Annotated in this window: 18 protein-coding genes; 11 read left to right on the top strand and 7 right to left on the bottom strand. The window is 64.1% G+C overall.

Annotated features, from left to right (window positions below; translation table 11 throughout):
• Positions 1 to 64: 64 nt before the first annotated feature.
• Genes pdxA through JNB89_RS16500 form a run of 3 tightly spaced genes read right to left on the bottom strand, consistent with a single transcriptional unit; the run spans position 65 to position 3,414 of the window.
• Complete coding sequence (gene pdxA, locus JNB89_RS16510) at positions 65 to 1,066, bottom strand: 4-hydroxythreonine-4-phosphate dehydrogenase PdxA (RefSeq protein WP_135894309.1); 1,002 nt, start codon at positions 1,064 to 1,066, stop codon at positions 65 to 67.
• Between the two features lie 60 nt (positions 1,067 to 1,126).
• Positions 1,127 to 2,437: a four-carbon acid sugar kinase family protein gene (locus tag JNB89_RS16505; RefSeq protein ID WP_220362962.1), complete on the bottom strand. Its 1,311-nt coding sequence runs from the start codon at positions 2,435 to 2,437 to the stop codon at positions 1,127 to 1,129.
• Positions 2,434 to 3,414: a 2-keto-3-deoxygluconate permease gene (locus JNB89_RS16500; RefSeq protein ID WP_220362961.1), complete on the bottom strand. Its 981-nt coding sequence runs from the start codon at positions 3,412 to 3,414 to the stop codon at positions 2,434 to 2,436. The genes JNB89_RS16505 and JNB89_RS16500 overlap by 4 nt, the downstream gene beginning before the upstream one ends.
• A gap of 337 nt (positions 3,415 to 3,751) precedes the next feature.
• On the opposite strand from JNB89_RS16500, the gene JNB89_RS16495 reads away from it, so the two are divergent.
• The 3 genes from JNB89_RS16495 (at position 3,752) to JNB89_RS16485 (ending at position 6,565) form a co-directional block, all read left to right on the top strand.
• Positions 3,752 to 4,219 carry a YsnF/AvaK domain-containing protein gene (locus JNB89_RS16495; protein WP_220362960.1) on the top strand — a complete coding sequence of 156 codons (468 nt, stop codon included), beginning with the start codon at positions 3,752 to 3,754 and terminating at the stop codon, positions 4,217 to 4,219.
• A gap of 89 nt (positions 4,220 to 4,308) precedes the next feature.
• Complete coding sequence (locus JNB89_RS16490) at positions 4,309 to 5,187, top strand: YsnF/AvaK domain-containing protein (RefSeq protein WP_220362959.1); 879 nt, start codon at positions 4,309 to 4,311, stop codon at positions 5,185 to 5,187.
• A gap of 331 nt (positions 5,188 to 5,518) precedes the next feature.
• Entirely contained in the window at positions 5,519 to 6,565 is a 1,047-nt protein-coding gene (locus JNB89_RS16485; protein ID WP_220362958.1) for an alpha/beta fold hydrolase, read from the top strand.
• A gap of 106 nt (positions 6,566 to 6,671) precedes the next feature.
• Here JNB89_RS16485 and JNB89_RS31065 read toward each other — a convergent pair whose 3' ends face one another.
• From JNB89_RS31065 to JNB89_RS16470, 3 genes are all read right to left on the bottom strand, one after another.
• A complete protein-coding gene (locus JNB89_RS31065; protein ID WP_223216779.1) occupies positions 6,672 to 7,154 on the bottom strand; it encodes a hypothetical protein in 483 nt (160 codons plus the stop codon).
• Between the two features lie 181 nt (positions 7,155 to 7,335).
• The gene (locus tag JNB89_RS16475; RefSeq protein ID WP_220362957.1) at positions 7,336 to 7,845 is read right to left on the bottom strand and encodes a hypothetical protein; all 510 of its coding nucleotides are present in this window, start codon (positions 7,843 to 7,845) and stop codon (positions 7,336 to 7,338) included.
• Between the two features lie 714 nt (positions 7,846 to 8,559).
• Positions 8,560 to 9,135: a TetR/AcrR family transcriptional regulator gene (locus JNB89_RS16470; RefSeq protein ID WP_013338216.1), complete on the bottom strand. Its 576-nt coding sequence runs from the start codon at positions 9,133 to 9,135 to the stop codon at positions 8,560 to 8,562.
• 192 nt (positions 9,136 to 9,327) lie between these two features.
• Between JNB89_RS16470 and JNB89_RS16465 the strand changes: the two genes are divergently transcribed.
• Entirely contained in the window at positions 9,328 to 10,737 is a 1,410-nt protein-coding gene (locus JNB89_RS16465) for an amidase (RefSeq protein WP_220362956.1), read from the top strand.
• A gap of 184 nt (positions 10,738 to 10,921) precedes the next feature.
• The gene (locus JNB89_RS16460; RefSeq protein ID WP_220362955.1) at positions 10,922 to 11,611 is read left to right on the top strand and encodes a type 1 glutamine amidotransferase domain-containing protein; all 690 of its coding nucleotides are present in this window, start codon (positions 10,922 to 10,924) and stop codon (positions 11,609 to 11,611) included.
• Positions 11,612 to 11,741: 130 nt separating this feature from the next.
• Here JNB89_RS16460 and JNB89_RS16455 read toward each other — a convergent pair whose 3' ends face one another.
• The gene (locus JNB89_RS16455) at positions 11,742 to 12,683 is read right to left on the bottom strand and encodes a LysR family transcriptional regulator (RefSeq protein WP_013338219.1); all 942 of its coding nucleotides are present in this window, start codon (positions 12,681 to 12,683) and stop codon (positions 11,742 to 11,744) included.
• 303 nt (positions 12,684 to 12,986) lie between these two features.
• On the opposite strand from JNB89_RS16455, the gene JNB89_RS16450 reads away from it, so the two are divergent.
• Genes JNB89_RS16450 through JNB89_RS16425 form a run of 6 tightly spaced genes read left to right on the top strand, consistent with a single transcriptional unit; the run spans position 12,987 to position 21,034 of the window.
• Positions 12,987 to 14,480 carry a UbiD family decarboxylase gene (locus JNB89_RS16450; RefSeq protein WP_220362954.1) on the top strand — a complete coding sequence of 498 codons (1,494 nt, stop codon included), beginning with the start codon at positions 12,987 to 12,989 and terminating at the stop codon, positions 14,478 to 14,480.
• Positions 14,473 to 15,096 carry a UbiX family flavin prenyltransferase gene (locus JNB89_RS16445; protein WP_220362953.1) on the top strand — a complete coding sequence of 208 codons (624 nt, stop codon included), beginning with the start codon at positions 14,473 to 14,475 and terminating at the stop codon, positions 15,094 to 15,096. The genes JNB89_RS16450 and JNB89_RS16445 overlap by 8 nt, the downstream gene beginning before the upstream one ends.
• On the top strand, positions 15,093 to 18,122 hold the full coding sequence (locus tag JNB89_RS16440; RefSeq protein WP_220362952.1) for a xanthine dehydrogenase family protein molybdopterin-binding subunit: 3,030 nt from the start codon (positions 15,093 to 15,095) through the stop codon (positions 18,120 to 18,122). The genes JNB89_RS16445 and JNB89_RS16440 overlap by 4 nt, the downstream gene beginning before the upstream one ends.
• Positions 18,119 to 18,940 carry an FAD binding domain-containing protein gene (locus JNB89_RS16435; RefSeq protein ID WP_135894321.1) on the top strand — a complete coding sequence of 274 codons (822 nt, stop codon included), beginning with the start codon at positions 18,119 to 18,121 and terminating at the stop codon, positions 18,938 to 18,940. The genes JNB89_RS16440 and JNB89_RS16435 overlap by 4 nt, the downstream gene beginning before the upstream one ends.
• Positions 18,937 to 19,479, top strand: coding sequence for a (2Fe-2S)-binding protein (locus tag JNB89_RS16430; protein WP_220362951.1), 543 nt, complete (start codon positions 18,937 to 18,939; stop codon positions 19,477 to 19,479). The genes JNB89_RS16435 and JNB89_RS16430 overlap by 4 nt, the downstream gene beginning before the upstream one ends.
• Positions 19,472 to 21,034: an AMP-binding protein gene (locus JNB89_RS16425; RefSeq protein WP_220362950.1), complete on the top strand. Its 1,563-nt coding sequence runs from the start codon at positions 19,472 to 19,474 to the stop codon at positions 21,032 to 21,034. The genes JNB89_RS16430 and JNB89_RS16425 overlap by 8 nt, the downstream gene beginning before the upstream one ends.
• Positions 21,035 to 21,038: the final 4 nt, after the last annotated feature.

The following is a 21,038-nucleotide window of genomic DNA, read 5'->3' as shown; positions in this document are numbered from 1 at the left end:
AATAAAGAGGCTGCCGATGTTACACCACGGCCCGCGCGTCACCCGTCGCGTTCATCGCGCGCGTTCAGCCGCGCCGCGTGGCGAGTTCGGCGCCCTGGCGCAGTGCCTCGAGCAGGCTGCGCTCGTCGGCAATGCCTTTGCCGGCGATGTCGAATGCCGTGCCGTGATCGACCGACGTGCGGATCACTTCCAGTCCCACGGTCACATTCACTCCGGCCTCGAGACCGAGCACCTTCACCGGACCGTGGCCCTGGTCGTGATACATCGCCACCACGAGGTCGAAGTCGCCGCGGCCCGCGCGGAAAAACAGCGTGTCGGCGGGCAGCGGGCCGGTCACGTCGAGTCCGCGTTCCTGCAGCACCTTCACGGCCGGAACGATCTTCTCTTCCTCCTCGCCGTAGCCGAACAGGCCGTTTTCGCCGGCGTGCGGATTGATGCCGCACACGCCGATGCGCGGCTTCGCGATGCCGGCCTTCACCAGCGTCGCGTTGCCGCGCTCGATCGTGCGCTGGACCAGCCCCGGCTCGATCTTGCGGATCGCGTCGATGATGCCGATGTGCGTGGTCACGTGAATCACGCGCAGTTGCGGCGCGACCAGCATCATCGACACTTCATCGACGCCCGTCAGGTGCGCGAGCATTTCGGTGTGGCCGGGAAACTTGTGGCCGCCCGCGTGCAGCGCTTCCTTGTTCAGCGGCGCGGTGCAGATCGCGTCGATCTGCTTCGCCTCGGCGAGTTCGACCGCGCGCGCGATGAACTGATAAGCGGCGTCGCCCGCGACTGCCGACAACTGGCCGAACGGCAGATCGTCGGGGATCAGGTCGAGGTCGATGCAGTCGATCGTGCCCGGCTCGTAGCGCGCTTCGGCCGCTGTCTTGATGCGGCGGATCTTTGCCGCGCCGCCCACGATCTGATTCGCGCGTTCGAGCCGGCGCGCATCGCCGATCACGAGCGGACGACACTGCTGGTAGACGATCTCGTGCGCGAGGCTCTTGACGACGATCTCCGGGCCGACGCCCGCTGCGTCGCCCATCGTGATGCCGATTACGGGGAGGTAGTTGCTCATGATGTTTTGCGTGGTCCTTGGTGTCTGGCTGTGGCCCACCTGAGCGCGCCAGCGCGGCGCTCAAGCTGGATCGTGTAAGCCGGTTGTTCCGGATAACGCTGCCGGCGCTTCATGCAGATAACGCCATGCGGCGAAGAGCGCGTGATCGGTGCCGAAGGCGCCTGCCTTCGTGACGATACGCAGATGCGTCTGTGCTGCGTTAGCTTTAACGGGCTTGCCGACGGCCACACCCGCCTCGATTTCCGCAATCAGTTCGACGCCGCGGATGCCGACGGTGCTCAGCATTGCTCGCGCGGTTTCGCCGCCCGTTGCAATCAGACCGCCGAGCGTCGCGAAGTGCGGCTCGACGAGCGCGGCAAGCGCTGCCGACAGCATTGCGCCTTCCGCCGCGTCGAATGCGTTGTCGCGGCCAATGCGCAGCAGCAGATCCGCGCGCGTGCCGAGCGCCGCGCCGATGCGCGCCTGCCATGCCGGCCAGTCGGCGTGATGCTCGCGCTCTCGCAGCACGGCGGGCGGCACGGTCAGCTCCGCCATGCCCGCGCGCTCGCGCAGCATTGCACACTGTCGCTCCGACACGGCCGACAGACTGCCGACCAGCACCAGCACGGGCGCCTGTTCATGCCGGGGCTGCGACGGGCAGCCGGCTGTTTGCGGTGCGCGCGCTTTGCGCGAGCCCGCTCCGAACAAGCCTGCAAGACTTGCAATCTCGCGCGCTAGGCCGCCGGAGCCGACCCAGAACAAGTCCTCGTCCATCTGCGTGGTGGCCTGCGCGAGCGTCAGCAGGTCGTGCCCTGTCTCGGCATCGACTACCAGCGCCTGCGTGCCGCTGGCTGCCACCGCCGCGATCCGCGCCGTGAGCGCGTCGCCGCCTTCGCGCAACGCATCGACGTCGAGCTGCGCAGTGCTGAGGCCGGCTTGCGCGAGCATCGCATGAAGGTCCGCTGAGCGGCCCGCGTTTTCAAGCTTCCACGTATCGGTCGCTTCCAGCGGCTCGCCCTGCACGAACACGCGGCCGTTGCGCAAGGTGCGGCCGGTCGCCGGGAACGCCGGCGCGACGATCGCAAGACCGGTGAGCGGTTGCAGCGCGGCCACTTCGGCAGCCCAATTGCCGCGCAACGTGGAGTCGATTTTCTTGTACAGACGCCGGCCCGGCGCACGCAAGGCCTGCCATGCCGCGGCAGTGCGCTGCGCGGCCTCGGCGGGTGCGAGGCGGCGGGTGTCGGTGTCGGCGGCAATCACGTCGGCCGTGTGCTCGTCGCGCCCATGTGCGGGCACTTCGAGCGTGACCACCGTGCGGTGTCCGGCGCTCGCGAAACCGATCGCACAGTCTGCTGCGCCCGACAGATCGTCAGCGATGATCAGCATGCTCATCGCGCCAGTTCCGCTGCTTCGCGGCGTACCTGCACGCGTTTGGCGACCGCTGCCGTGAGCAGCGGCGAGAGGATCGCGGTGACCACCACGCAGGAGGCGACGAGCAGCGTCGCGCTTTTCGCCGCCTCCGCGTAGACCGGGTTCGCCGCGGCGATCAACGCCGGCACGGCGGCTGCATTGCCTGCCGTATTCGCTGCGGCGGCGCCCGCCACGCCGGTGCCGCCCGTCAGGCGGTCGGCGAAATAAAGGGGAATACCGGTCACGATCACCACGGCGACACCCAGTCCGATGCCGAGAATGCCGGCCTGCCACACCTTGTGCAGATCGAGACTCGCGCCGAGCGCCAGCGCGAAGAACGGAATCATCACGGGCACGGCCTTGCCGAGGAACGCGCGCATTTCGCGGTCCAGGTTGCCAAGCAGCATGCCGAACACCAGCGGCAGGATGCTGCCGACCAGCGTAGGCCACGGGAAGGCCGACAGACCCGCGACGCCCAGCGTGACCATGGTCAGGAACGGGCCCGATTCGAGCGACATGATGGTGTACGCGCCGACATCTTCAGAGCGGCCGTATTGACCCATCAGCGCCATGTAGAGCCCGCCGTTGGTGTCATTCATCGCCGCGACGACAGCGAGAGTCGACAGGCCGGCAAAGAGTCCCGACGAAACAGGCTGTTCGCCGAGAAAGTGTCCGAGCACGACGCCGACCACGATGGCCGAGCCCACCTTGGTGGCGAACAACGCGCCGCCCTTTTTCAGAAGATAAGGCGTTGCCTTGACGTCGATGCTCGCGCCCATGCAGACGTAGAACACGGCAAGAATCGGTAGCGCTCCGGTGAACAGCGCATTGGTGAAAGAGCCGAAGAACTTCGGCATGCCCGGCAGAAAAGTCGCGACGAGCGCGCCTAACAGCAGCGGGACGATCATCATGCCGCCGGGTACGCGTTCGATGCCGCGCTTGATGTGTATTTGGGCCATGCCAGTCTCCATGTCTGATCGGACCTGATTGGATCGGTCACTGATTTGATTGAAACGATCACGGACAAGTGTACTTTGCCCGGCTGATTTGCGCAAATCGATCAAAACCTTGATTAATGTGATCAACGTGCGGAGTTGCGCCGGGCTCGCCGCCAAGCGCGTCCGTGCTTTGGCGGCATGCGGCTTGCGCGAACCGGTGGCGGCGCCTCGGCGCCCACAGATCGCAGCAGACGTCGTGAGGGTCTCCGACAGATGTGCAGCCACCTCTGGTTGTCGCCTCACGTTCACCTCGCGCGTCCGCTTTCATTCGAGTGTCCGCATTTATGGAAGACCAACCATGAACCCCGTTGAATCGGCGAGTGCCGAGCCAGGAGAATCCGAACCCGCCGGACAGCCCGGCAAGCCGGATGAACATCGCGTGTCGGTTGTGCAGGAGCAGCTCGAGGTCGGAATAGAAGAGATCGAAACCGGCAGGGTGCGAGCGCGCAAGATCACTCATCAAAAAGCGCAGCCGCTGTCCGTCGAACTGCACGAGCAGCGCGTCGAAGTTCGACGCGTGAGCATCAATCGCGCGGTCGATCAACGCCACCCGCCGCGTCAGGAAGGCGACACGCTGGTGATCCCCGTGTACGAGTCGGTGCCAGTCGTAAAAATGCAGTTGATGTTGAAAGAAGAAGTACACGTCACGACGAAAGAATCGGTGCAGCAGGTGGTTCGCGAAGTGACGTTGAACTCCGAAGAATTGGTGGTGGAGCGCCGCGACGGTGTGGACGGCGAGTGGCGGCCCGAGGACAACAGTACGTGACAGGTCTCGGGAACGCTGGTTGCGCGGCCGGCAGCACGCGCATCACCAGGACATGCGTAGTCCTTAATTCATACCTTTGGAGATCTGCAATGACTCAAACTCTGTTGGCCGTTTTCGATTCATTCCAGCAGGCGCAAACCGCAAGAGGCCGCCTGGAAGCAGAAGGCGTTGCGTCCGCCGACATCACCGTTCACGCTCGCGACGCCGCATACGATCAAGCGGGTACCGCAGATACGAGCGTCGGCACGACAACAGCTGGTGCGAACTCGGGCGCGGTTGCTGGCCACGAGCATGAAGGGATGGTCGATCGCATCGAACATTTTTTCAAACGGCTCTTTGGCGACGACGACCGGCCCGAGGAGGCGGGCCACTATCAGGAAGCAGTACGCCGCGGCGGCGCGTTGCTTTCGGTGGACGTGAATGACGAGTCGTCGATCGAGCGGGTGCGCGAAACGTTGTATGCGGCGGGTGCTGTCGACATCGATTCGCGCGTCGCGGCATGGCGCAACAGCGGCTATACCGGATACGACCGCAATGCACCCGCCTACACCGACGAGCAGATTGCCGCCGAACGCAAGGCTTTCCCGGTCGTCGAAGAGTCGCTGGAAGTCGGCAAGCGCGAAGTGAATACCGGCGGCGTGCGCGTCTATTCGCGAGTGACGACAACGCCCGTTAGCGAGTCGGTCGAGTTGCGCGAAGAGCACGCGACGATCGAACGCAGGGCGACGGACCGGCCTGCAACGGCTGCCGATCTGAAGGAAGGCTCTGTCGAAATTCGCGAGACCGCGGAGCAGGCCGTCGTGGCGAAGACCGCGCGGGTTGTCGAAGAGGTCATCGTGGGCAAGGAGTCGAGCAGCCGCACCGAAACTGTCAACGACACGGTCCGTGGAACGGAAGTGGAGGTGGAGCGCGTGGAGGGCACGGTCCCTGGCACTCGCGTCGATGAAGCGGGCAAGAAGCCGATCTGACGATTGCTCGAAGTGCGGTTCCGCCTCGGGCGCGGAGCAGGCGTGAGTAAGGTGGCGCTAACGTCGCGCCGACGTTCCTCTGACGGGGTACGCCTGCTCACGGGGGCGCGCCTGCTCCGTGGCCTCGCACTGGGCTCTCATCCGGAGGCCTGGTGCGCCGGGCGGAAGGTGCGCGCAATCCGTCGTCGGGCAAGTCGTTACGCTTGATGACTGACGGCGCGCACACCTGCCTTGACACCAGTGTGGCGTTCGCCTGACCGGTCGAGCGCAGTCAGTCGTTTTCGTCGCCGCCTATTCTCTTTCCACCGTTGGCCGCTACAGGAGCAATTACATGCCCCGATCCTTCAACCATGTTCCGAAGTCTTCGCGAACCGTGGGGCTCGTCGCCGCGGCGGCGACTGCGGCCGCTGTCGCCGCGCTTTGGGTACGACACCGTGCTTCACGCGCCGAGCGGGATAACCCGCCCGTCGGCCGCTTCGTCGAGGTTGATGGAGTACGCCTTCATTACGTCGACAAGGGCAACGGATCTCCGGTTGTACTGCTGCACGGCAATGCGGTGCTTTTGCAGGACTTTATCGCCAGTGGATTGATCGATCGCCTGGCCGAGCGCCACCGCGTGATCGCTTTCGATCGTCCGGGTTTCGGCTATAGCGAACGCCCGCGCAGCCACATGTGGAGCGCACAGAGTCAGGCGGAAACGATCCGTCACGCGTTGGAGCTGCTTGGTGTCGATGCGCCGGTAGTACTCGGACATTCATGGGGCACTTCTGTTGCGCTGAGCATCGCGCTCGGCGGTGCGCCTTACGTGCGGGGGCTCGTGCTCGTGTCCGGCTATTACTATCCGAGTGTCCGTCTCGACGTCGCGCTCACAGCGCCGGTGGCGCTGCCGGTGTTGGGCGACGTGCTGCGCTATACCGTCTCGCCGATAACCGGACGGCTTCTATTGAAGCGCATGGTGGCCGCAATGTTCTCGCCGTTGCCCGTGCCCGAGCGCTTTTTCGAAGTAGTTGCGCGAGAGATGATCATGCGGCCGAGCCAGATCAAGGCCGAAGCCGGAGATGCCGCGGCGATGATTCCGGCGGCAGCACGGCTACGCGACGATTATTCCGCTCTGACAATACCGGTTGCCATCTTCGCCGGCGCGGAAGACAAGATCGTCGATCCGCAAGCGCATTCGGTGCGGCTGCATCAGGCCATTCCGCAGAGTTCACTTGTCATGGTGCAGGGCGCAGGCCATATGGTGCATTATGCGGCGGCCGGACAGATTGTCGCCGCCGTCGATGCCATGGCCGAACGGCACGATGCGCAGGCCAACGGCACGGGCGTCGCGGACAGTGTCTCGCCGTCCGAATCGACGCTCAATGTAGCGGCGAGCTGATTGCACTGTGCGGACACGAATGCTCTTTGCGCGGCGTCGTTATCGACGCACGCGCACGCGCCCAACTGGTCGTGCTCACCGGAAGGCAACCTTGCTGCAAAGCACGTCACTGAGTCTGACTTACCGTGACGGGGACTATTTTCTCCAGTTGATTGAGCAGCAGTTCCTTCTGCGGCTCCGGGAGCCTCACGAGGCTCGGATACATGTTTATCAGTTCCAGCCGTTGAGCGGCGGACCGCGAGGGCAGTAACAGGATCAACCCCGCCTTCTCACGGTCTGATAGCGCTGAGAGATGCGGCAGCGCGTTCAGTTGCGCCAAAGTGGCGGGCGCTACCGGAAGTACAGCCGCTTCGTCCGTCGCGGCGGGCGTTGCCGGTTTATCCGCTGCTTGCGGCATGCTGCGCGCGGCCAATGTGTTCGGTCCTGATTCGGCTTGCTGCGAGGCCGCCACTGATGCAGGTGTGGAATCGCCTCCGCCGCATCCTGTCAGCAGCAGACCGCATAGCAGCATCGCCAAGGCATGCAAGAAACCGCGCGCCAAGAATGGCATGTGCCACGCGGGGTCATTGAATTGAGCGCCCTGTTCCATGGCCAGGCATCCACTAATTGAAAAAGTGTGCATTGCAGTGCACCGAATGACGTTACCCGTCATCCACTGACGGCAGACGTGCCAGCGATGCTGGCACGTCAATCTTGCGGCTGGCAGGCTTCTCACCGGCAGCGTTCCCGCGAATTGCTGGAACCTGCGCAAGACCATGCCAACGGGTCAGTCAGGGGCCCACGATGCTGATATAGGGCTGGTTGAAGCCCACGAAGGTGAGCGTGTACACGAAACTTGTGAGAGTGGGGGTGCCAAGCAGCAGCTTGGTCCAGTTTCCGTTGGGGCAAGTGGCTGAAGCCAGTAGCTCAGACGTAGACGGCGCGGACGTACTGAGCGACGGCACTACCAGTTGTCCGTTTCTGGATGGTCTCAAGGTTCCCGACGAAGTAGCCTCCGTGGTCTGCGTCTTCACGTCGACGATCTGACCGCCATGGTTGCGGCATTGCACAGTGGCTGAGTAAGTTGCTGACAGGATTGCTGTCGCATTGGTGTTGCCCACGCCGCCAATGGTGGTTGCGGTACAGGTCACATCGAAGGTGGTTGAATCTACGGTGCACAGCGGCTCAGCAGAGCCATTTGCGTAATGTGCTCCGCTGGGCCCATTGGCGGCGATGGTTTCGCCCCAGGCTGCCGGAGCGGCCAGCAGCGCAGCCAATGCAAGTGAAGCTAGAGTCTTCATAGCTGTCTCCACGAATTTCATGGTGTGTTCATCTAACAGGTTATTGAGTTGCTCTCTGTTTGCTCCTTTCGCAGGTTAAGGAAAGGCTGATGGATCGACTCGCCATTTATTCATCATCTTGAATGGATGAATTTACTTGGGTGTACAAAATATATTGCGGATGCGAGCGGACGCTATAAGGCGAAGGATCGCGGCGTGCCGCTTTGCCGAACGCGCCTTGTGCAGTGGACCTCCGACCTCTCACGCGATGACAGGCGGGTCAAGCAGTCGTGCAAAGGGTGCTCGGCTCGCGTCTGGTATCGCCGCTGGGTCGCTCTGCAACGTCAGAAGATTGCCACGCCTCGCAGAAATGCTTCTTCGCTCGATGCGGGAAGCCGGTGCTTCAGGCTCCGTTGGAACATACTGTTTGTGGTGCTAATCAATGTTTCGAAATTATAGTTAGCGCAAGGCGAAGGGCTGGGAATTTCTTTTGGTTCAGGGGCGAATGCGCGCTGTATCTTGGCGCACAACTGCTGTTCGGAGAATCGATACTTAATCTTTGGCCGCGCTGCGGACGGCCGGGGCCACCGGTCCGATTCGTTCGGTAAGCCTTGAGCGCATCGTCGACCGTCAAAAGAGGAACGCGAGAATGCGACGTGGCCACGAAGACGACATCGGTCAACGACACGTCACGAGGCGCCGGGCTCCGCGTCTCGCTGACATTGCGGAGCGCCGTCAACCCGGCAACAATCCGACGGTCCTGTAGCTGTTGATCAAACTATCGAACAACGCTATGTCTGCCCGGCCGCGAGCCATCAGTTGCGCACCGGCTACCGCCGCATAGATTGCGCACGCCCGTTCCCGGGCCCCCTCGGCGGTGACGACGCCCGCCGCTTCCAGGGACTTGCAAAGCCAGGCCACGTTGACGTCCGCGAAGGCTTGAACTTCTTTTTTGACCACCTCAGGCAGATCGTCATATTCCGCAGCCATGAAGCTGCTCAGGCACATGCGGTTGTCGCACTCGAGCGACTTGCGAAACGTTTCCGGATATCGACGCAAACTGACAAGCGGGTCGCCCGAAGCCGCGGAGAGCGCTTCCAGAGCGATAGCCGCATCCTCGTAGTAGCGTCGCGCGACCGCCGCCGCCAGGTCCGCCTTGCTCGCGAAGTGGTGGTAAATGCTCGCAGCCTTGATGCCGACATCCTGCGCGAGCTCGCGGATGTTTAACCCGCCATAGCCATGCGCCTGCGCCATTCTTGTCGCGGCAGCAAGGATGCGGTCGCCCGAGCTTGCGACGGCTTGATCTGTCAAAACAGCCCCCAAAAAAAGTGTTGACGGCCCTCATTGTACCAATTAAAGTCAGCCTAACAAATGTTAGGTAGTTGCCGATCCCCTGCCACGCAGCCAACAGCTGGCATTTTTTACTTCAAATCGACTAACGAGCGTTAGATAGGTTGTCACGCTCGACCCGTATCACTGTCCCCCAACCGCCGGAGGAAGCACATGAGTTCAGAACTGTTTTACCTTGACGCCACACGTATGGTCGAACTTGTTCGTACACGAGAAGTGTCCCCGGTCGAGCTCGTGCATGCCCATCTTGAGCGCATCGAGGCTGTCGATCCCAAGGTGAATGCCATTGTTACCCTCGCAGACGATGCGCTGAAAGCAGCCAGGGCCGCGGAAGCGGCGGTGCTCTCGGGTCAGCCGTTAGGACCGTTGCACGGCGTGCCCTTCACCGCAAAAGACTCGATCGACACGGCGGGCGTGGCGACTCAGCGCGGCTCGCCCATCTTCAAGGGACGCGTTCCCGGCGCCGACGCAACCAGCGTTGCCCGGCTAAAAAATGCCGGCGCCATCCTGCTGGCGAAAACGAACTTGCCGGAGTTCTCGTACTGGATCGAGAGCGACAACCTGCTCAGCGGTCGATCGAATAATCCGTGGGATCTCGAGCGCACGCCGGGCGGCTCGAGCGGCGGCGAATCGGCGGCGATCGCAGCGGGTATGTCGCCGCTCGGGCTGGGCACTGATCTGGCCATCTCCGTACGGGGACCTGCTGCGCAGACAGGCATCGTTTCGCTCAAGGCTACGCACGGTCGCGTGCCGATGACAGGGATCTGGCCGCGAGCGCCGCGCCGTTTCTGGCACGTGGGGCCAATGGCTCGCAGCATCCACGATCTCGCACTCGCGTTCTCGCAACTGGCGGGTCCTGATGGCCACGACGCTTTTGCGAGCAGCACCGTCGCCTTCGATGCCGGAGTCGGCCCCTCGCCCGATCGGCCACTGCGCGTGGGCTGGATGGTCGAGCCCGGGTTCGGACCGGTGGACCCTGAAGTTGCCGCCACGGTGCAGGCGGCGGCCGAAGCGCTCAGCGGCCGGGGCATGCTGGTGGAGCCCGTGCGCATTGCTGCGCTAGAGCGCGACTTTGCTCTCGATGTGTTCAACCGCCTGCACGTCATGGAAATGAAGCCGGCGTTCCAGGAAGCGACGGCCGGGCGCCATCAGGACGAACTCTACAAAATGGCGAGGACCATGCTTGCTCTGCCCGATACCTCGATGAAGGACTACATCGAGGCTGAACAGGCGGCCGAGCGTCTGCGCGACGGATACGCCGACTATTTCCGCACATACGACGCGCTAATCACCCATGTGCTGCCGATCCCCGCTCACAAGCATGGCGTGGACACGTTCACGATCAATGGCCGCACCGTGGATGCAACCTATCTCCAAGGCGCAACCGTACCGCTCAACGTCACCGGCTTGCCCGGCATCTCGATGCGATTCGGCACCAGCAAGGAGGGCTTGCCTATCAACGTGCAGATTGTCGGTAGTTGGCACGCAGAGTCGACCATTCTTCACGTGGCGTCGCTGCTCGAATCGGTCAGCCCTGTGCGCGGTCTGCATCCGAATCTTTGATGCGGCCGGCGGTTCGTGGGTTCGTCGAAAAAATGCGCCGCAGGGTCATGGACCGTTCCGCGCCAACTTCAGAGTACGAACAACCAGCCTCTTCCAGTCGTTGCCAGCCACTCGAAAACAAATCGAAAAACGCAGTAGACGATTGGTCTACGATTGTTCTTGATTCACTCTTTTGGAGAACGACATGAAAGTACTGATGGTTTTGACCTCGCACGATCAGTTGGGCAACACTGGCCGTAAGACCGGCTTCTGGCTGGAAGAACTGGCCGCGCCGTACTATACGTTCAAGGACGCAGGCGCCGAGATCGTGCTGGCCTCGCCGCAAGGCGGTCAGCCGCCGCTCGACCCAAAGAGCAACGAGCCGGCCAATCAGACGGAGACGACGCATCGCTTTGACAAGGACGCAGCGGCCAAGGCACAACTCGCAACCACGGTGCGCCTCGACAGCGTTTCACAGGACGACTTCCACACGGTGTTTTACCCCGGCGGTCATGGCCCGCTGTGGGACCTTGCCGAAGACGCGAATTCGATCGCGTTGATCGAGTCGTCTCTCGCGGCAGGCAAGCCCGTTGCGCTGGTATGTCATGCGCCGGGCGTGCTGCGCCACGTCAAGACGCCCGACGGCAGGCCGCTCGTCGAAGGCAGGAAGGTCACGGGCTTCACGAATTCGGAAGAAGCCGCGGTCGGTCTCACCGAGGTCGTGCCGTTTCTCGTCGAAGACGAGCTCAAGGCTCGGGGCGGCATCTATTCGAAAGCCGACGACTGGGCGCCGTACGTTGTCACCGACGGCCTTCTGATCACCGGGCAAAACCCGGCTTCGTCCTCTTCGGTTGCTGCCGCCCTGATCAAGCATCCGGCGCTCGCCGCACAATAGAAGCGCAGATCCGCCAACGGGCAGTGCCCTGCGGAGGTCGCGCGGCGTTTTCAGCAAAGAGCCGTTTGGCGGCTTGCATACGAAAAGGAGAAGGCGCAGCCGGCCAGGCCATCGACCCACCGCGATGCCTTCATGTCGCCCGGCCGTCCAGAGAACCCGACGGTTCGTGAGCCGAAATATTCGACGCTTGATGCAGCTCATCGCCAATCATCGCGATCAGCGCTTCAGCGGCCGCGCTCAACGGTCTTCGCGGATGGCTCACGCAGACCACATGTCGCACGATGCGCGGCGCGAGGATCGGGCACGCGCGCAACGTGCCATGCCGCGCCGCGCGCTCGACAACGATGCGCGGCAGGATCGTCGCAAAGCGAGTGCTTTCCACCAGTTTGAGGATGGTGGAAAGGACGTCGATTTCAAAGCGCGGCGCGAGCAGCACGTCTTCATGCTGCGCAGCGCTGTCGAGCACGCCACGCAGGCCGTGACGCTTGGTCGGCAGCACCAGCTCCAGTTCTGACAACTGCGCGAGTTCTATCGCGTGCGGCAGATCCGGGCCGTGCGCGGCGCTGGTTGCCAGCACCATTTCTTCGTCGAGCAATGCGCGCGAGTCGAGCGACAGACGCGCCCGCGGCTTGTTGATGATCGCCGCATCCAGCTGACCGCCGGCTACCCAGTCGATGAAAGTCGCGCTGTAGCCGTCGGCGATCGTCACTTCGACATCGGGATATTGCGCATGAAAGCGAGACAGCGAATCGGCGAGCACGCTTTCCGTGACGGACGCAATCAGCCCGATGTTCACGTGTCCCGTCACGACTTCGTCGCGCTGAACCAGTTGCTGCCGGGCGTGGGCGAGGTCGCGCATGATGGGCAGAAAGAGGCGATACATGAGCCGCCCCGCCGCGGTTGGCGCCATGCCGTGCGCGCCGCGCTCGAAGAGTTGCTGATGCAATTCGTCCTCGAGCTTGGCGATCTGCATGCTGAGCGCCGGCTGCACGATATTCAGCCGCTTGGCCGCCCGCGTCACCGAGCCGTCCTCGAACAGCGCGATGAAGTACTGGATTTGCCTGAGGTCCATTTCACCCTTAGTTGGTATCAGCGGCGCTAATAGCGGCGCCCAACCGTATCACGGCCGGCGCTGCGTTTTGTCGTTCGCGTGGCTGCGCATTCTTGCCGCGCGCATCGACCTGTTCGCGCCGCAGGACCTGGTCAATTGATACGCAACTATCAAAAACCTGTCATCGGGGCTAACACCGATATAAGAGCCAATGATCCGGCGCATCAAAAAACGGTATTAGAAGTTATGGCGCGATGTCGCTACGCTTGGGCCATCTCTCGCTACCGCGTCACGCGGCGAGGTACAGAACAGATGGAGACGTTGATGAACATTCGCGATGCCGCACAGCACGGCATGTCCTCACTATCATCGGCTGCAGACAGCCCGGACGCAGGCTCGCTCTCGCTGCGCGACTGGCTCGCGCATCTTGCGAAGACGGAACGCCTCGCGACCATCGACAAGCCGGTTGCGCTCGAACACGAACTGGCCGCTGTCGCCAAACGCCTCGACGGCAGGCAGGCCGCCTTTTTCACGCGCCCCGGCGGGCATGCGGTTCCGGTGGTGAGCGGCTTCATGTCGAAGCGCGCGTGGATTGCCGAAGCCATGGGCGTGGAAGAGGCCGCCTTGCTTGCACGCTTTTCCGCCGCTGCAGCCGCGCCGCTTGCGTCCAAGGTGGTTGCGCGCGAGGACGCGCCGTGTCAACAAGTGGTGCATACAAACGGAATCGATCTGCACGCGCTTTTGCCCATTCCCACGCACAGCGAGCATGACAACGGCCCGTACATTACCGCGGGTCTTGTGATTGCCCGCAATCCGCGCACCGGCGTGCAGAACGTGTCGATCAACCGCATCCAGGTGCATGGCCGCGATCGCATGGCGATCCTGCTGCTGCCGCGCCATCTGCATGCGTTCCAGCGCAGTGCCGAGGAAGCGGGCGAGGCGCTCGACGTGGCCGTTGCCATTGGCGTCGATCCGCTGACGATGCTCGCTTCGCAAGCCATTACACCGATCAATCACGACGAGCTGGAAATTGCGGGCGCGCTGCACGGTGCGCCGTTGCCGGTCGCGCAATGCGTGACAAGCGGCGTGCATGTGCCCGCGTTCGCGGAGATCGTCATAGAAGGGCGCATTCTGCCCAACGTGCGCGAACCGGAAGGCCCGTTCGGAGAGTTCCCGAAGTACTACAGCGCGCAGGAAGCGCGCGAAGTGATCGAAGTGACGGCGGTGACGCATCGGCGCAACCCGATCTTTCATACGATTGTGCCGGCCGAAATGGAGCATTTGCTGCTCGGCGCGATTCCGCGCGAAGCGACGCTCCTCGCGCACCTTCAGCGTAGCCATCCCGCGGTGAACGACGTGCATCTGTCGGTGGGCGGCGTGTGCCGCTATCACCTCTGGGTGCAGTTCGACAAGAAGCGCGAAGGCGAAGCCAAGAACGTGATTCTGTGTGCGTTCGGCGCGCACTATGACATCAAGCAGGTGGTCGTCGTGGACATGGACGTGAACGTGCACGATCCGGCGGAGATCGAGTGGGCGATCGCGACGCGCTTTCAGGCCGACCGCGATCTGGTGGTCGTGGCGGGCGCGCAAGGCTCGACGCTCGATCCTTCGACAACGGTCGGCCAGCCCGCCGACGCGCCGCCGCATCTGCAAGGTGTCAGCGCGAAGATGGGACTGGACGCGACGCGTCCGGTGGTCTACCCGGCGCATGTGTTCACACGCGTGCGCATTCCGGGTCAGGACACAGCAGATCTGACCACCCTCGTTGCCGCTGATAACAGCGCGCTCGACGCCTACCTGGCCCGCGATCATGGCTGAGCGGAAGAAGCGCATTGTCGTGGGCCTATCCGGCGCGAGCGGGGCAGTGATCGGCGTGCGGCTACTCGCTGCGCTGGGGCGCCTCGGCACGCACGAGACGCATCTGATCGCGTCGGCGTCGGGCGCGGTCACGGCGGCGCAGGAGCTCGGCCTCGCGCGCGGCGACCTCGACAGGCTCGCGGACGTCGTGCACAACGTGCGCGATATCGGCGCTGCCGTGGCGAGCGGTTCGTTCCTCTCTGAAGGCATGGTGATCGCGCCGTGTTCGATGAAAACGCTTGCGGGTGTCGCGAACGGCTTCGCGGACAACCTGCTGACCCGCGCCGCCGACGTCATGCTCAAAGAGCGCCGCCGCCTCGTGCTGGTCGCGCGCGAGACGCCGCTCAATCTCGCGCATCTGCGCAACATGACGTTGGCAACCGAAATGGGCGCCATTGTGATGCCGCCGGTGCCGGCCTTCTATGCGCATCCGCGGACCATCGACGAGGTTGTCGATCATACGGTCGGACGCATTCTGGATCTGTTTGGTATCGAGCACGGCGAGATTGCGCGCCGCTGGAGCGGTCTCGCCGTCGAATTCGGCAGCCGCGGTGAAGATGCAGGAGTGACGCCATGAACCAGCGCGAAACTGGTTTTGCCGATCTGAACGCACGCGTGGCCGACAGCGATGCCGCGCAGCCGCAGCGCCACGTGGGCCAGCCGATGCAGCGGCTCGAAGACCCCGCGATTCTCACGGGCCGCGGCCGCTATGGCGACGACATCGCCGTGAAGCCAGGCACGCTGCACGCAGCGATTCTGCGCTCGCCGCACGCGCACGCGGAACTCGTTTCTATCGACACCGAGGCCGCTTCGAAGCTGCACGGCGTGCGCGCCGTGCTCACGCGCGACGATCTGCGCCCGTGGTCGCGACCGTTCGTCGTCGGCGTGAAGTCGCCGATGGAGCAGTGGGCGCTCGCGATGGACCGCGTGCGCTACGTGGGCGAGCCGGTCGCGGTGGTGATGGCCGAATCCCGCGCATTGGCAGAAGACGCGCTCGAGCTCATCAAGGTCGAATACGCGATGCTCGATCCGGTCACCTCCATCGAACAGTCCGTGCAAGACGATGCGCCGTTGCTGCACGAACGCGTCGGCAGCAACGTCATCAGCGACCGGCATTTCCGCTATGGCGAACCGGAAGCTGCATTCGACAACGCGCCGCACCGCGTGAAGCTCGTCGCGCACTATCCGCGCAATACGTGCGCGCCAATCGAATGCGGCGTGGTGATCGCCGAGTATCTGTCCGGCGACGAAGGCTATGACGTCACCTCGAATTTCATGGGACCGTTCTCGCTGCATGCCGTCATGGCGATGGCGCTCAACGTTCCCGCGAACCGTCTGCGTCACAAAGCCCCGCGCGATTCCGGCGGCAGCTTCGGCGTGAAGCAGGCGGTGTTCCCCTATGTCGTGCTGATGTGCCTCGCTTCGCGCAAGGCCGGCGCGCCGGTGAAATGGGTCGAAGACCGGCTAGAACATCTGAGCGCGGCCACTTCCGCGACCGCACGACTTTCGACCATCGAAGCGGCCGTTCAAGCCGATGGCCGCATCGTGGCGCTTTCCTATGACCAGTTGGAAGATGTCGGCGGCTACGTGCGCGCTCCTGAACCCGCGACCTTCTACCGGATGCACGGGTGCCTCACGGGCGCATACGCGATCGAGAATCTCGTCGTGCGCAACCGCGTCGTGCTGACCAACAAGACGCCGACCGGCCTCGTGCGCGGCTTTGGCGGACCGCAGGTCTACTTCGCACTGGAGCGGCTCATTCAGCGTATCGCCGTCGAATTGAATCTCGACGTGCTCGACGTGTACCGCCGCAACTTCGTTCCCGCCGATGCCTTTCCGTACCGCGCAACGGCGGGTGCGCTGCTCGATTCCGGCAATTATCAGGAAGCGCTGCGCCGCTCGATCAGCGAAGGCGGCTACGACGAACTCGTCGCGCGGCGCGACGCGGCCCGCAAGGCGGGGCGTCTGTATGGCATTGGCTTCGCGGCGATCGTGGAGCCTTCGGTATCGAACATGGGATACATCACGACCGTCATGCCGCCCGACGCCCGCAAGAAGGCCGGCCCGAAAAACGGCGCGATTGCCAGCGCGACCGTGAGCGTCGATCTGCTCGGCGGCGTGGTCGTCACCATTGCGTCGACGCCGGCGGGCCAGGGCCATATGACGGTGTGCGCGCAAGTCGTCGCGGACGTGCTCGGGCTCGATCCCAAGGACATTGTCGTCAATGTCGAATTCGATACGCACAAGGACGCGTGGTCCGTCGCCGCGGGCAATTATTCGAGCCGGTTCGCGGGCGCGGTGGCCGGCACCGTGCATCTGGCCGCCACGCGCGTGCGCGACAAGCTCGCGCGTATTCTCGCGAAGCAGTTCGGCTGTGCGCCCGGCGACGTGCGCTTCGAAGGCGCGCGCGTGTTTCCGTCTGGTGTTGAAGAGCGTGCATTGCCGTTCGCGCGCGCGGCGAGCAATGCGCCGCACTGGGCGCCCGCGTTGTTGCCGGAGGGCGAGGAGCCGGGCCTGCGCGAGAGCGTCTTCTGGTCGCCGCCGCACATGGACGCGCCGGACGAGCAGGATCGCATCAACACATCGGCGGCCTATGGCTTTGCGTTCGACATGTGCGGCGTGGAAGTGGACCGCGCAACGGGGCGCGTGCGCATAGACCGTTACGTGACGACGCATGACGCCGGCACGCTGCTCAATCCAGCGCTTGCCGATGGCCAGATTCGCGGCGCCTTCGCCCAAGGCGTCGGCGCGGCGCTGATGGAAGAGTTCCGCTACGGCGCGGACGGCAGCTTCCAGTCCGGCACGCTCGCCGACTATCTGATGCCGACGACCTGCGAAGTGCCCGATCCGGTGATCGTCCATCTGGAGACGCCGTCGCCATTCACACCGCTCGGCGCGAAGGGGCTCGGCGAAGGCAACAACATGAGCACGCCGCCGTGCATCGCGAATGCGGTGGCCGATGCCCTTGGCGTCGACGATATTCGCCTGCCGCTCACGCCGTCCAGGGTAATGGCGCTGATCGGCATCGACGATCCCGAACCGTCGCGGCCCGAACTGCGCGAAGCGCCGCCGGCCACGCCCGCGACGCCGGGCGGCAAGGCGCTTACGGCGCGCGGCACGGTCGATCTGCCCGCGACGCCTGAAGCCGTGTTCGGCGTGCTGCTCGACCCGAAGGCGCTCGCGAAAGTCATCCCCGGCTGTCACGCGCTCGACGAGACCGCGCCGAACCAGTATCGCGCGGACGTAACGGTGGGCGTTGGCATGATCAAGGCGCGTTTCGAGGCGCGCATCGGTCTGTCGGAGATCGACGCGCCGCACCGGCTGCGGCTCGCGGGCGCGGGTATTTCGCCGCTTGGCAGCGCGCGTGGCAACGGGCTCGTCGAACTCACGCCGCAGGCAAGCGGCACGCGTCTCACTTACGACTACGAGGCGCAGGTGTCGGGGAAAGTGGCGGCAGTCGGCGGGCGCATGCTCGAAGGCGCGGCCAAGGTCGTGTTGAAGCAATTGTTCGAATCGCTCGGACGGCAGGCCGCCGGCCAGTCTGTCGAAGCGCCCAGGTCGTGGGTCGTTCGGCTTATCGAGCGCTTCAGGAGGTCAGCATGAAGCCCGCCCCGTTCGATTATCTGCGCGCGCTGACGGCGCAAGACGCCCTCGACGCGCTCGCGCAAACCGGCGACGACGCGCGCGTGCTGGCAGGCGGTCAATCGCTGATGGCGGTGCTCAACATGCGGCTCGCGCAGCCGCGCGTGCTGGTCGACATCTCGCGCACGGCCGAACTCGACGCGGTGCGCGTGGATGAGAAAGCGGACCAACTCGTCGTAAGCGCGGCGGCGACGCAAGGCAGCGTCGAATGGCGCTCCACGCTGCGCAGCGAAGTGCCGATGCTCGCGATGGCGTTCCCGCATATCTCGCACTTTCAGATCCGCAATCGCGGCACGGTGTGCGGCTCCATTGCGCATGCCGACCCGAGCGCAGAACTGCCGCTCGTGCTGGCCGCGCTCGGCGGCGACGTCATGCTGCGCTCGAAAAAGAAACGCCGCACGCTTGCGGCGCAGGACTTCTTTCAGGGAATGCTGATGACCGCGCGCGAGCCGGACGAACTTGTGGAGGCCGTGCGCTTTCCGCTCAGGAAGCCCGGCGAGCGTTATGCGTTTAGCGAGTTTTCAGCGCGGCACGGCGATTTCGCGATTGTCGCGTGTGCGGCTGTGGTGACCGACGAGTCGATCCGTATCGCGGTAGGCGGCGTCGCGGACCGGCCGGTGGTGCAAAGCTGGCCGCGTCTGACGGGCGACGACCTGCGCGGCGCACTGAACGACCTCAGTTGGCAACTGAACGCACAGGACGACGCGCACATCAGCGCGAAGTATCGGCGCAATCTCGTCCGGCAACTCGGATGGCGCGTGATCGAGGAGGCTACATGAGCAGCAACATATCGGAGAACATCATGCGGCAAGGGGAGCAGCGGCGCATCACGCTGACGCTCAATGGACGGAAGCGCAGCGGCCATTGCGAGCCGCGCGAACTGCTGTCGGATTTCATCCGCCACGAACTGGGCGCGACCGGCACGCATGTCGGCTGCGAGCATGGCGTGTGCGGTGCATGCACGGTGCAGGTGGACGGTGTGGCCGCGCGCTCGTGCCTGATGCTCGCGGTGCAGGCCGAAGGGCGGCGCATCGGCACAGTCGAAGGTCTTGCGCCCGAGCAGACACTCGGCGATCTCCAGCAGGCGTTCCAGCGCCATCACGCATTGCAATGCGGCTTCTGCACGGCAGGCATTCTCATGTCGTGCGCGGACTATCTGCAACGCGTGCCCGATCCGACCGAGGCGCAGGTGCGCGAAATGCTGTCGGGCCATATCTGCCGCTGCACCGGCTATACGCCGATCGTCGCGGCCGTGCTCGACGTCGCAGCGCGTCGCCGGTCCGACGCGCGCGCTGCGAAGGAGGGCGGACATGCTTGATCTCGGCCGCACCTTTCTGCAGAGCGTCGAGCGCAGCCCCGACGCGCTCGCGCTCGTCGATGGCGAACTGCAACTGACGTATGCGCAGTGGCATCGCATGATTCTGAATGTCGCCGATGCTCTTCGCGAACTTGGACTGCAACGCGGCGACCGCCTGCTCGTCGTGCTGCAAAACCGCTGGGAAATGGCGACGCTGCACTGGGCGGGGCAGTTTCTCGGCGTCGTGATCGTGCCGCTCAACTGGCGCGCGAAGCCGGACGAAGTCGAGTACTGCGTGACGGATGCGGGCGTGAAGGCGATCGTGTACGAACCTGTTTGCGCCGATGCCGTGGTGAACAGCGCCGCCGCGCAGCAGTTGCCGCGCATTGGTGTGGACGCCGCCGCGGGTAGCACGATGAGCTTCGACGCGCTGTTAGCCGACCGTGAACGCGCGCGCGGCGCCGACACCACTCACGCGAGCGCCGACGATATCTCGCTGATCCTCTACACGTCCGGCACGACCGGCAAGCCGAAGGGCGTGCCGCGCCGCCACCGGCACGAGCGCGCGGGTGCGCTCGCGCACGTTGCGCAGAACCTGTACCGGCGCGGCGAGCGCACGCTCGGTGTCATGCCGCTTTATCACACGATGGGCGTGCGCTCGCTGTTGTCAATGGCGCTCGTTGATGGTGTTTTCGTGTGCGTGCGTCGCTGGAACGCGAAACTCGCGCTCGAATCCATTGCGAAGTACCGCCTCACGTGCCTCTATCTCGTGCCGACGCTTTATCACGATCTGCTCGCGGACAGCGCGTTTGCCGACACCGATACGTCGTCGGTCAGAAAGCTCGGCTTCGCGGGGGCACCAATGAACGATGGGTTGCTCAAGCGCCTGTCGGCAGCGTTTCAGCCGGAACTGTTCGTCAACCACTATGGCTCGTCGGAGATCTACACGGTCAGCATCGACCAGGACGCAACGCGCAAGCCGGGCAGTGCAGGACGCGCGGGTCTGAACACGCGGCTGCGTGTCGTCAGGCTCGACGCCGAATCGCCCGACGAGATCGCACCGGCTGGCGAGGAAGGCCAGATCATTGCGGATCTGCTCGGCGACGAAGCCTTCGAAGGCTACTGGAACCGCCCGGACGCGAACGGCAAGTCGCTGCGCGAGGGCTGGTATTTCACCGGCGACACGGGCTATTTCGACCGCGACGGCGACCTGTATGTGACCGGCCGCGTCGACGACATGATTATCAGCGGCGGCGAAAACATCTCGCCGGTGGACATCGAGTCGGTACTTTCGCTGCATCCGGCCGTCGACGAAGTCGCGGTGGCGGGCGTCAGGGACGAACGCTGGGGCCAGCGCGTGGTTGCGTTCATCAAGCGCCGCGATCACGTGGATGCCGAGGCGCTCGACGCATGGTGCCGCCAGTCCGACCTCGTCAACTTCAAGCGCCCGCGCGACTACGTGTTCGTCGACGACATTCCGAAGTCGCCGGTCGGCAAGATTCTGCGCCGCAAGCTCTCCGCCGGCGAATACGCATCCGACGGCCACGCTCAACCTACACAGACCACCAAGGAGTAACCGA

It is taken from the genome of Paraburkholderia phenoliruptrix, assembly GCF_019511605.1.
Lineage (GTDB): Bacteria > Pseudomonadota > Gammaproteobacteria > Burkholderiales > Burkholderiaceae > Paraburkholderia > Paraburkholderia phenoliruptrix_A.
This window is presented reverse-complemented; position numbering and strand designations above follow the sequence as displayed.

Bases quoted from the DNA above. Each gene is read 5' to 3' on its own strand.
- JNB89_RS16445 (WP_220362953.1), top strand. From the start codon at position 14,473: ATGGCTGAGCGGAAGAAGCGCATTGTCGTGGGCCTATCCGGCGCGAGC.
- JNB89_RS16465 (WP_220362956.1), top strand. From the start codon at position 9,328: ATGAGTTCAGAACTGTTTTACCTTGACGCCACACGTATGGTCGAACTT.
- JNB89_RS16435 (WP_135894321.1), top strand. From the start codon at position 18,119: ATGAAGCCCGCCCCGTTCGATTATCTGCGCGCGCTGACGGCGCAAGAC.
- JNB89_RS16425 (WP_220362950.1), top strand. From the start codon at position 19,472: ATGCTTGATCTCGGCCGCACCTTTCTGCAGAGCGTCGAGCGCAGCCCC.
- JNB89_RS16430 (WP_220362951.1), top strand. From the start codon at position 18,937: ATGAGCAGCAACATATCGGAGAACATCATGCGGCAAGGGGAGCAGCGG.
- JNB89_RS16500 (WP_220362961.1), bottom strand. From the start codon at position 3,414: ATGGCCCAAATACACATCAAGCGCGGCATCGAACGCGTACCCGGCGGC.
- JNB89_RS16440 (WP_220362952.1), top strand. From the start codon at position 15,093: ATGAACCAGCGCGAAACTGGTTTTGCCGATCTGAACGCACGCGTGGCC.
- JNB89_RS16495 (WP_220362960.1), top strand. From the start codon at position 3,752: ATGAACCCCGTTGAATCGGCGAGTGCCGAGCCAGGAGAATCCGAACCC.
- JNB89_RS16450 (WP_220362954.1), top strand. From the start codon at position 12,987: ATGAACATTCGCGATGCCGCACAGCACGGCATGTCCTCACTATCATCG.
- JNB89_RS16455 (WP_013338219.1), bottom strand. From the start codon at position 12,683: ATGGACCTCAGGCAAATCCAGTACTTCATCGCGCTGTTCGAGGACGGC.
- JNB89_RS16490 (WP_220362959.1), top strand. From the start codon at position 4,309: ATGACTCAAACTCTGTTGGCCGTTTTCGATTCATTCCAGCAGGCGCAA.
- pdxA (WP_135894309.1), bottom strand. From the start codon at position 1,066: ATGAGCAACTACCTCCCCGTAATCGGCATCACGATGGGCGACGCAGCG.
- JNB89_RS31065 (WP_223216779.1), bottom strand. From the start codon at position 7,154: ATGGAACAGGGCGCTCAATTCAATGACCCCGCGTGGCACATGCCATTC.
- JNB89_RS16505 (WP_220362962.1), bottom strand. From the start codon at position 2,437: ATGAGCATGCTGATCATCGCTGACGATCTGTCGGGCGCAGCAGACTGT.
- JNB89_RS16475 (WP_220362957.1), bottom strand. From the start codon at position 7,845: ATGAAGACTCTAGCTTCACTTGCATTGGCTGCGCTGCTGGCCGCTCCG.
- JNB89_RS16460 (WP_220362955.1), top strand. From the start codon at position 10,922: ATGAAAGTACTGATGGTTTTGACCTCGCACGATCAGTTGGGCAACACT.
- JNB89_RS16485 (WP_220362958.1), top strand. From the start codon at position 5,519: ATGCCCCGATCCTTCAACCATGTTCCGAAGTCTTCGCGAACCGTGGGG.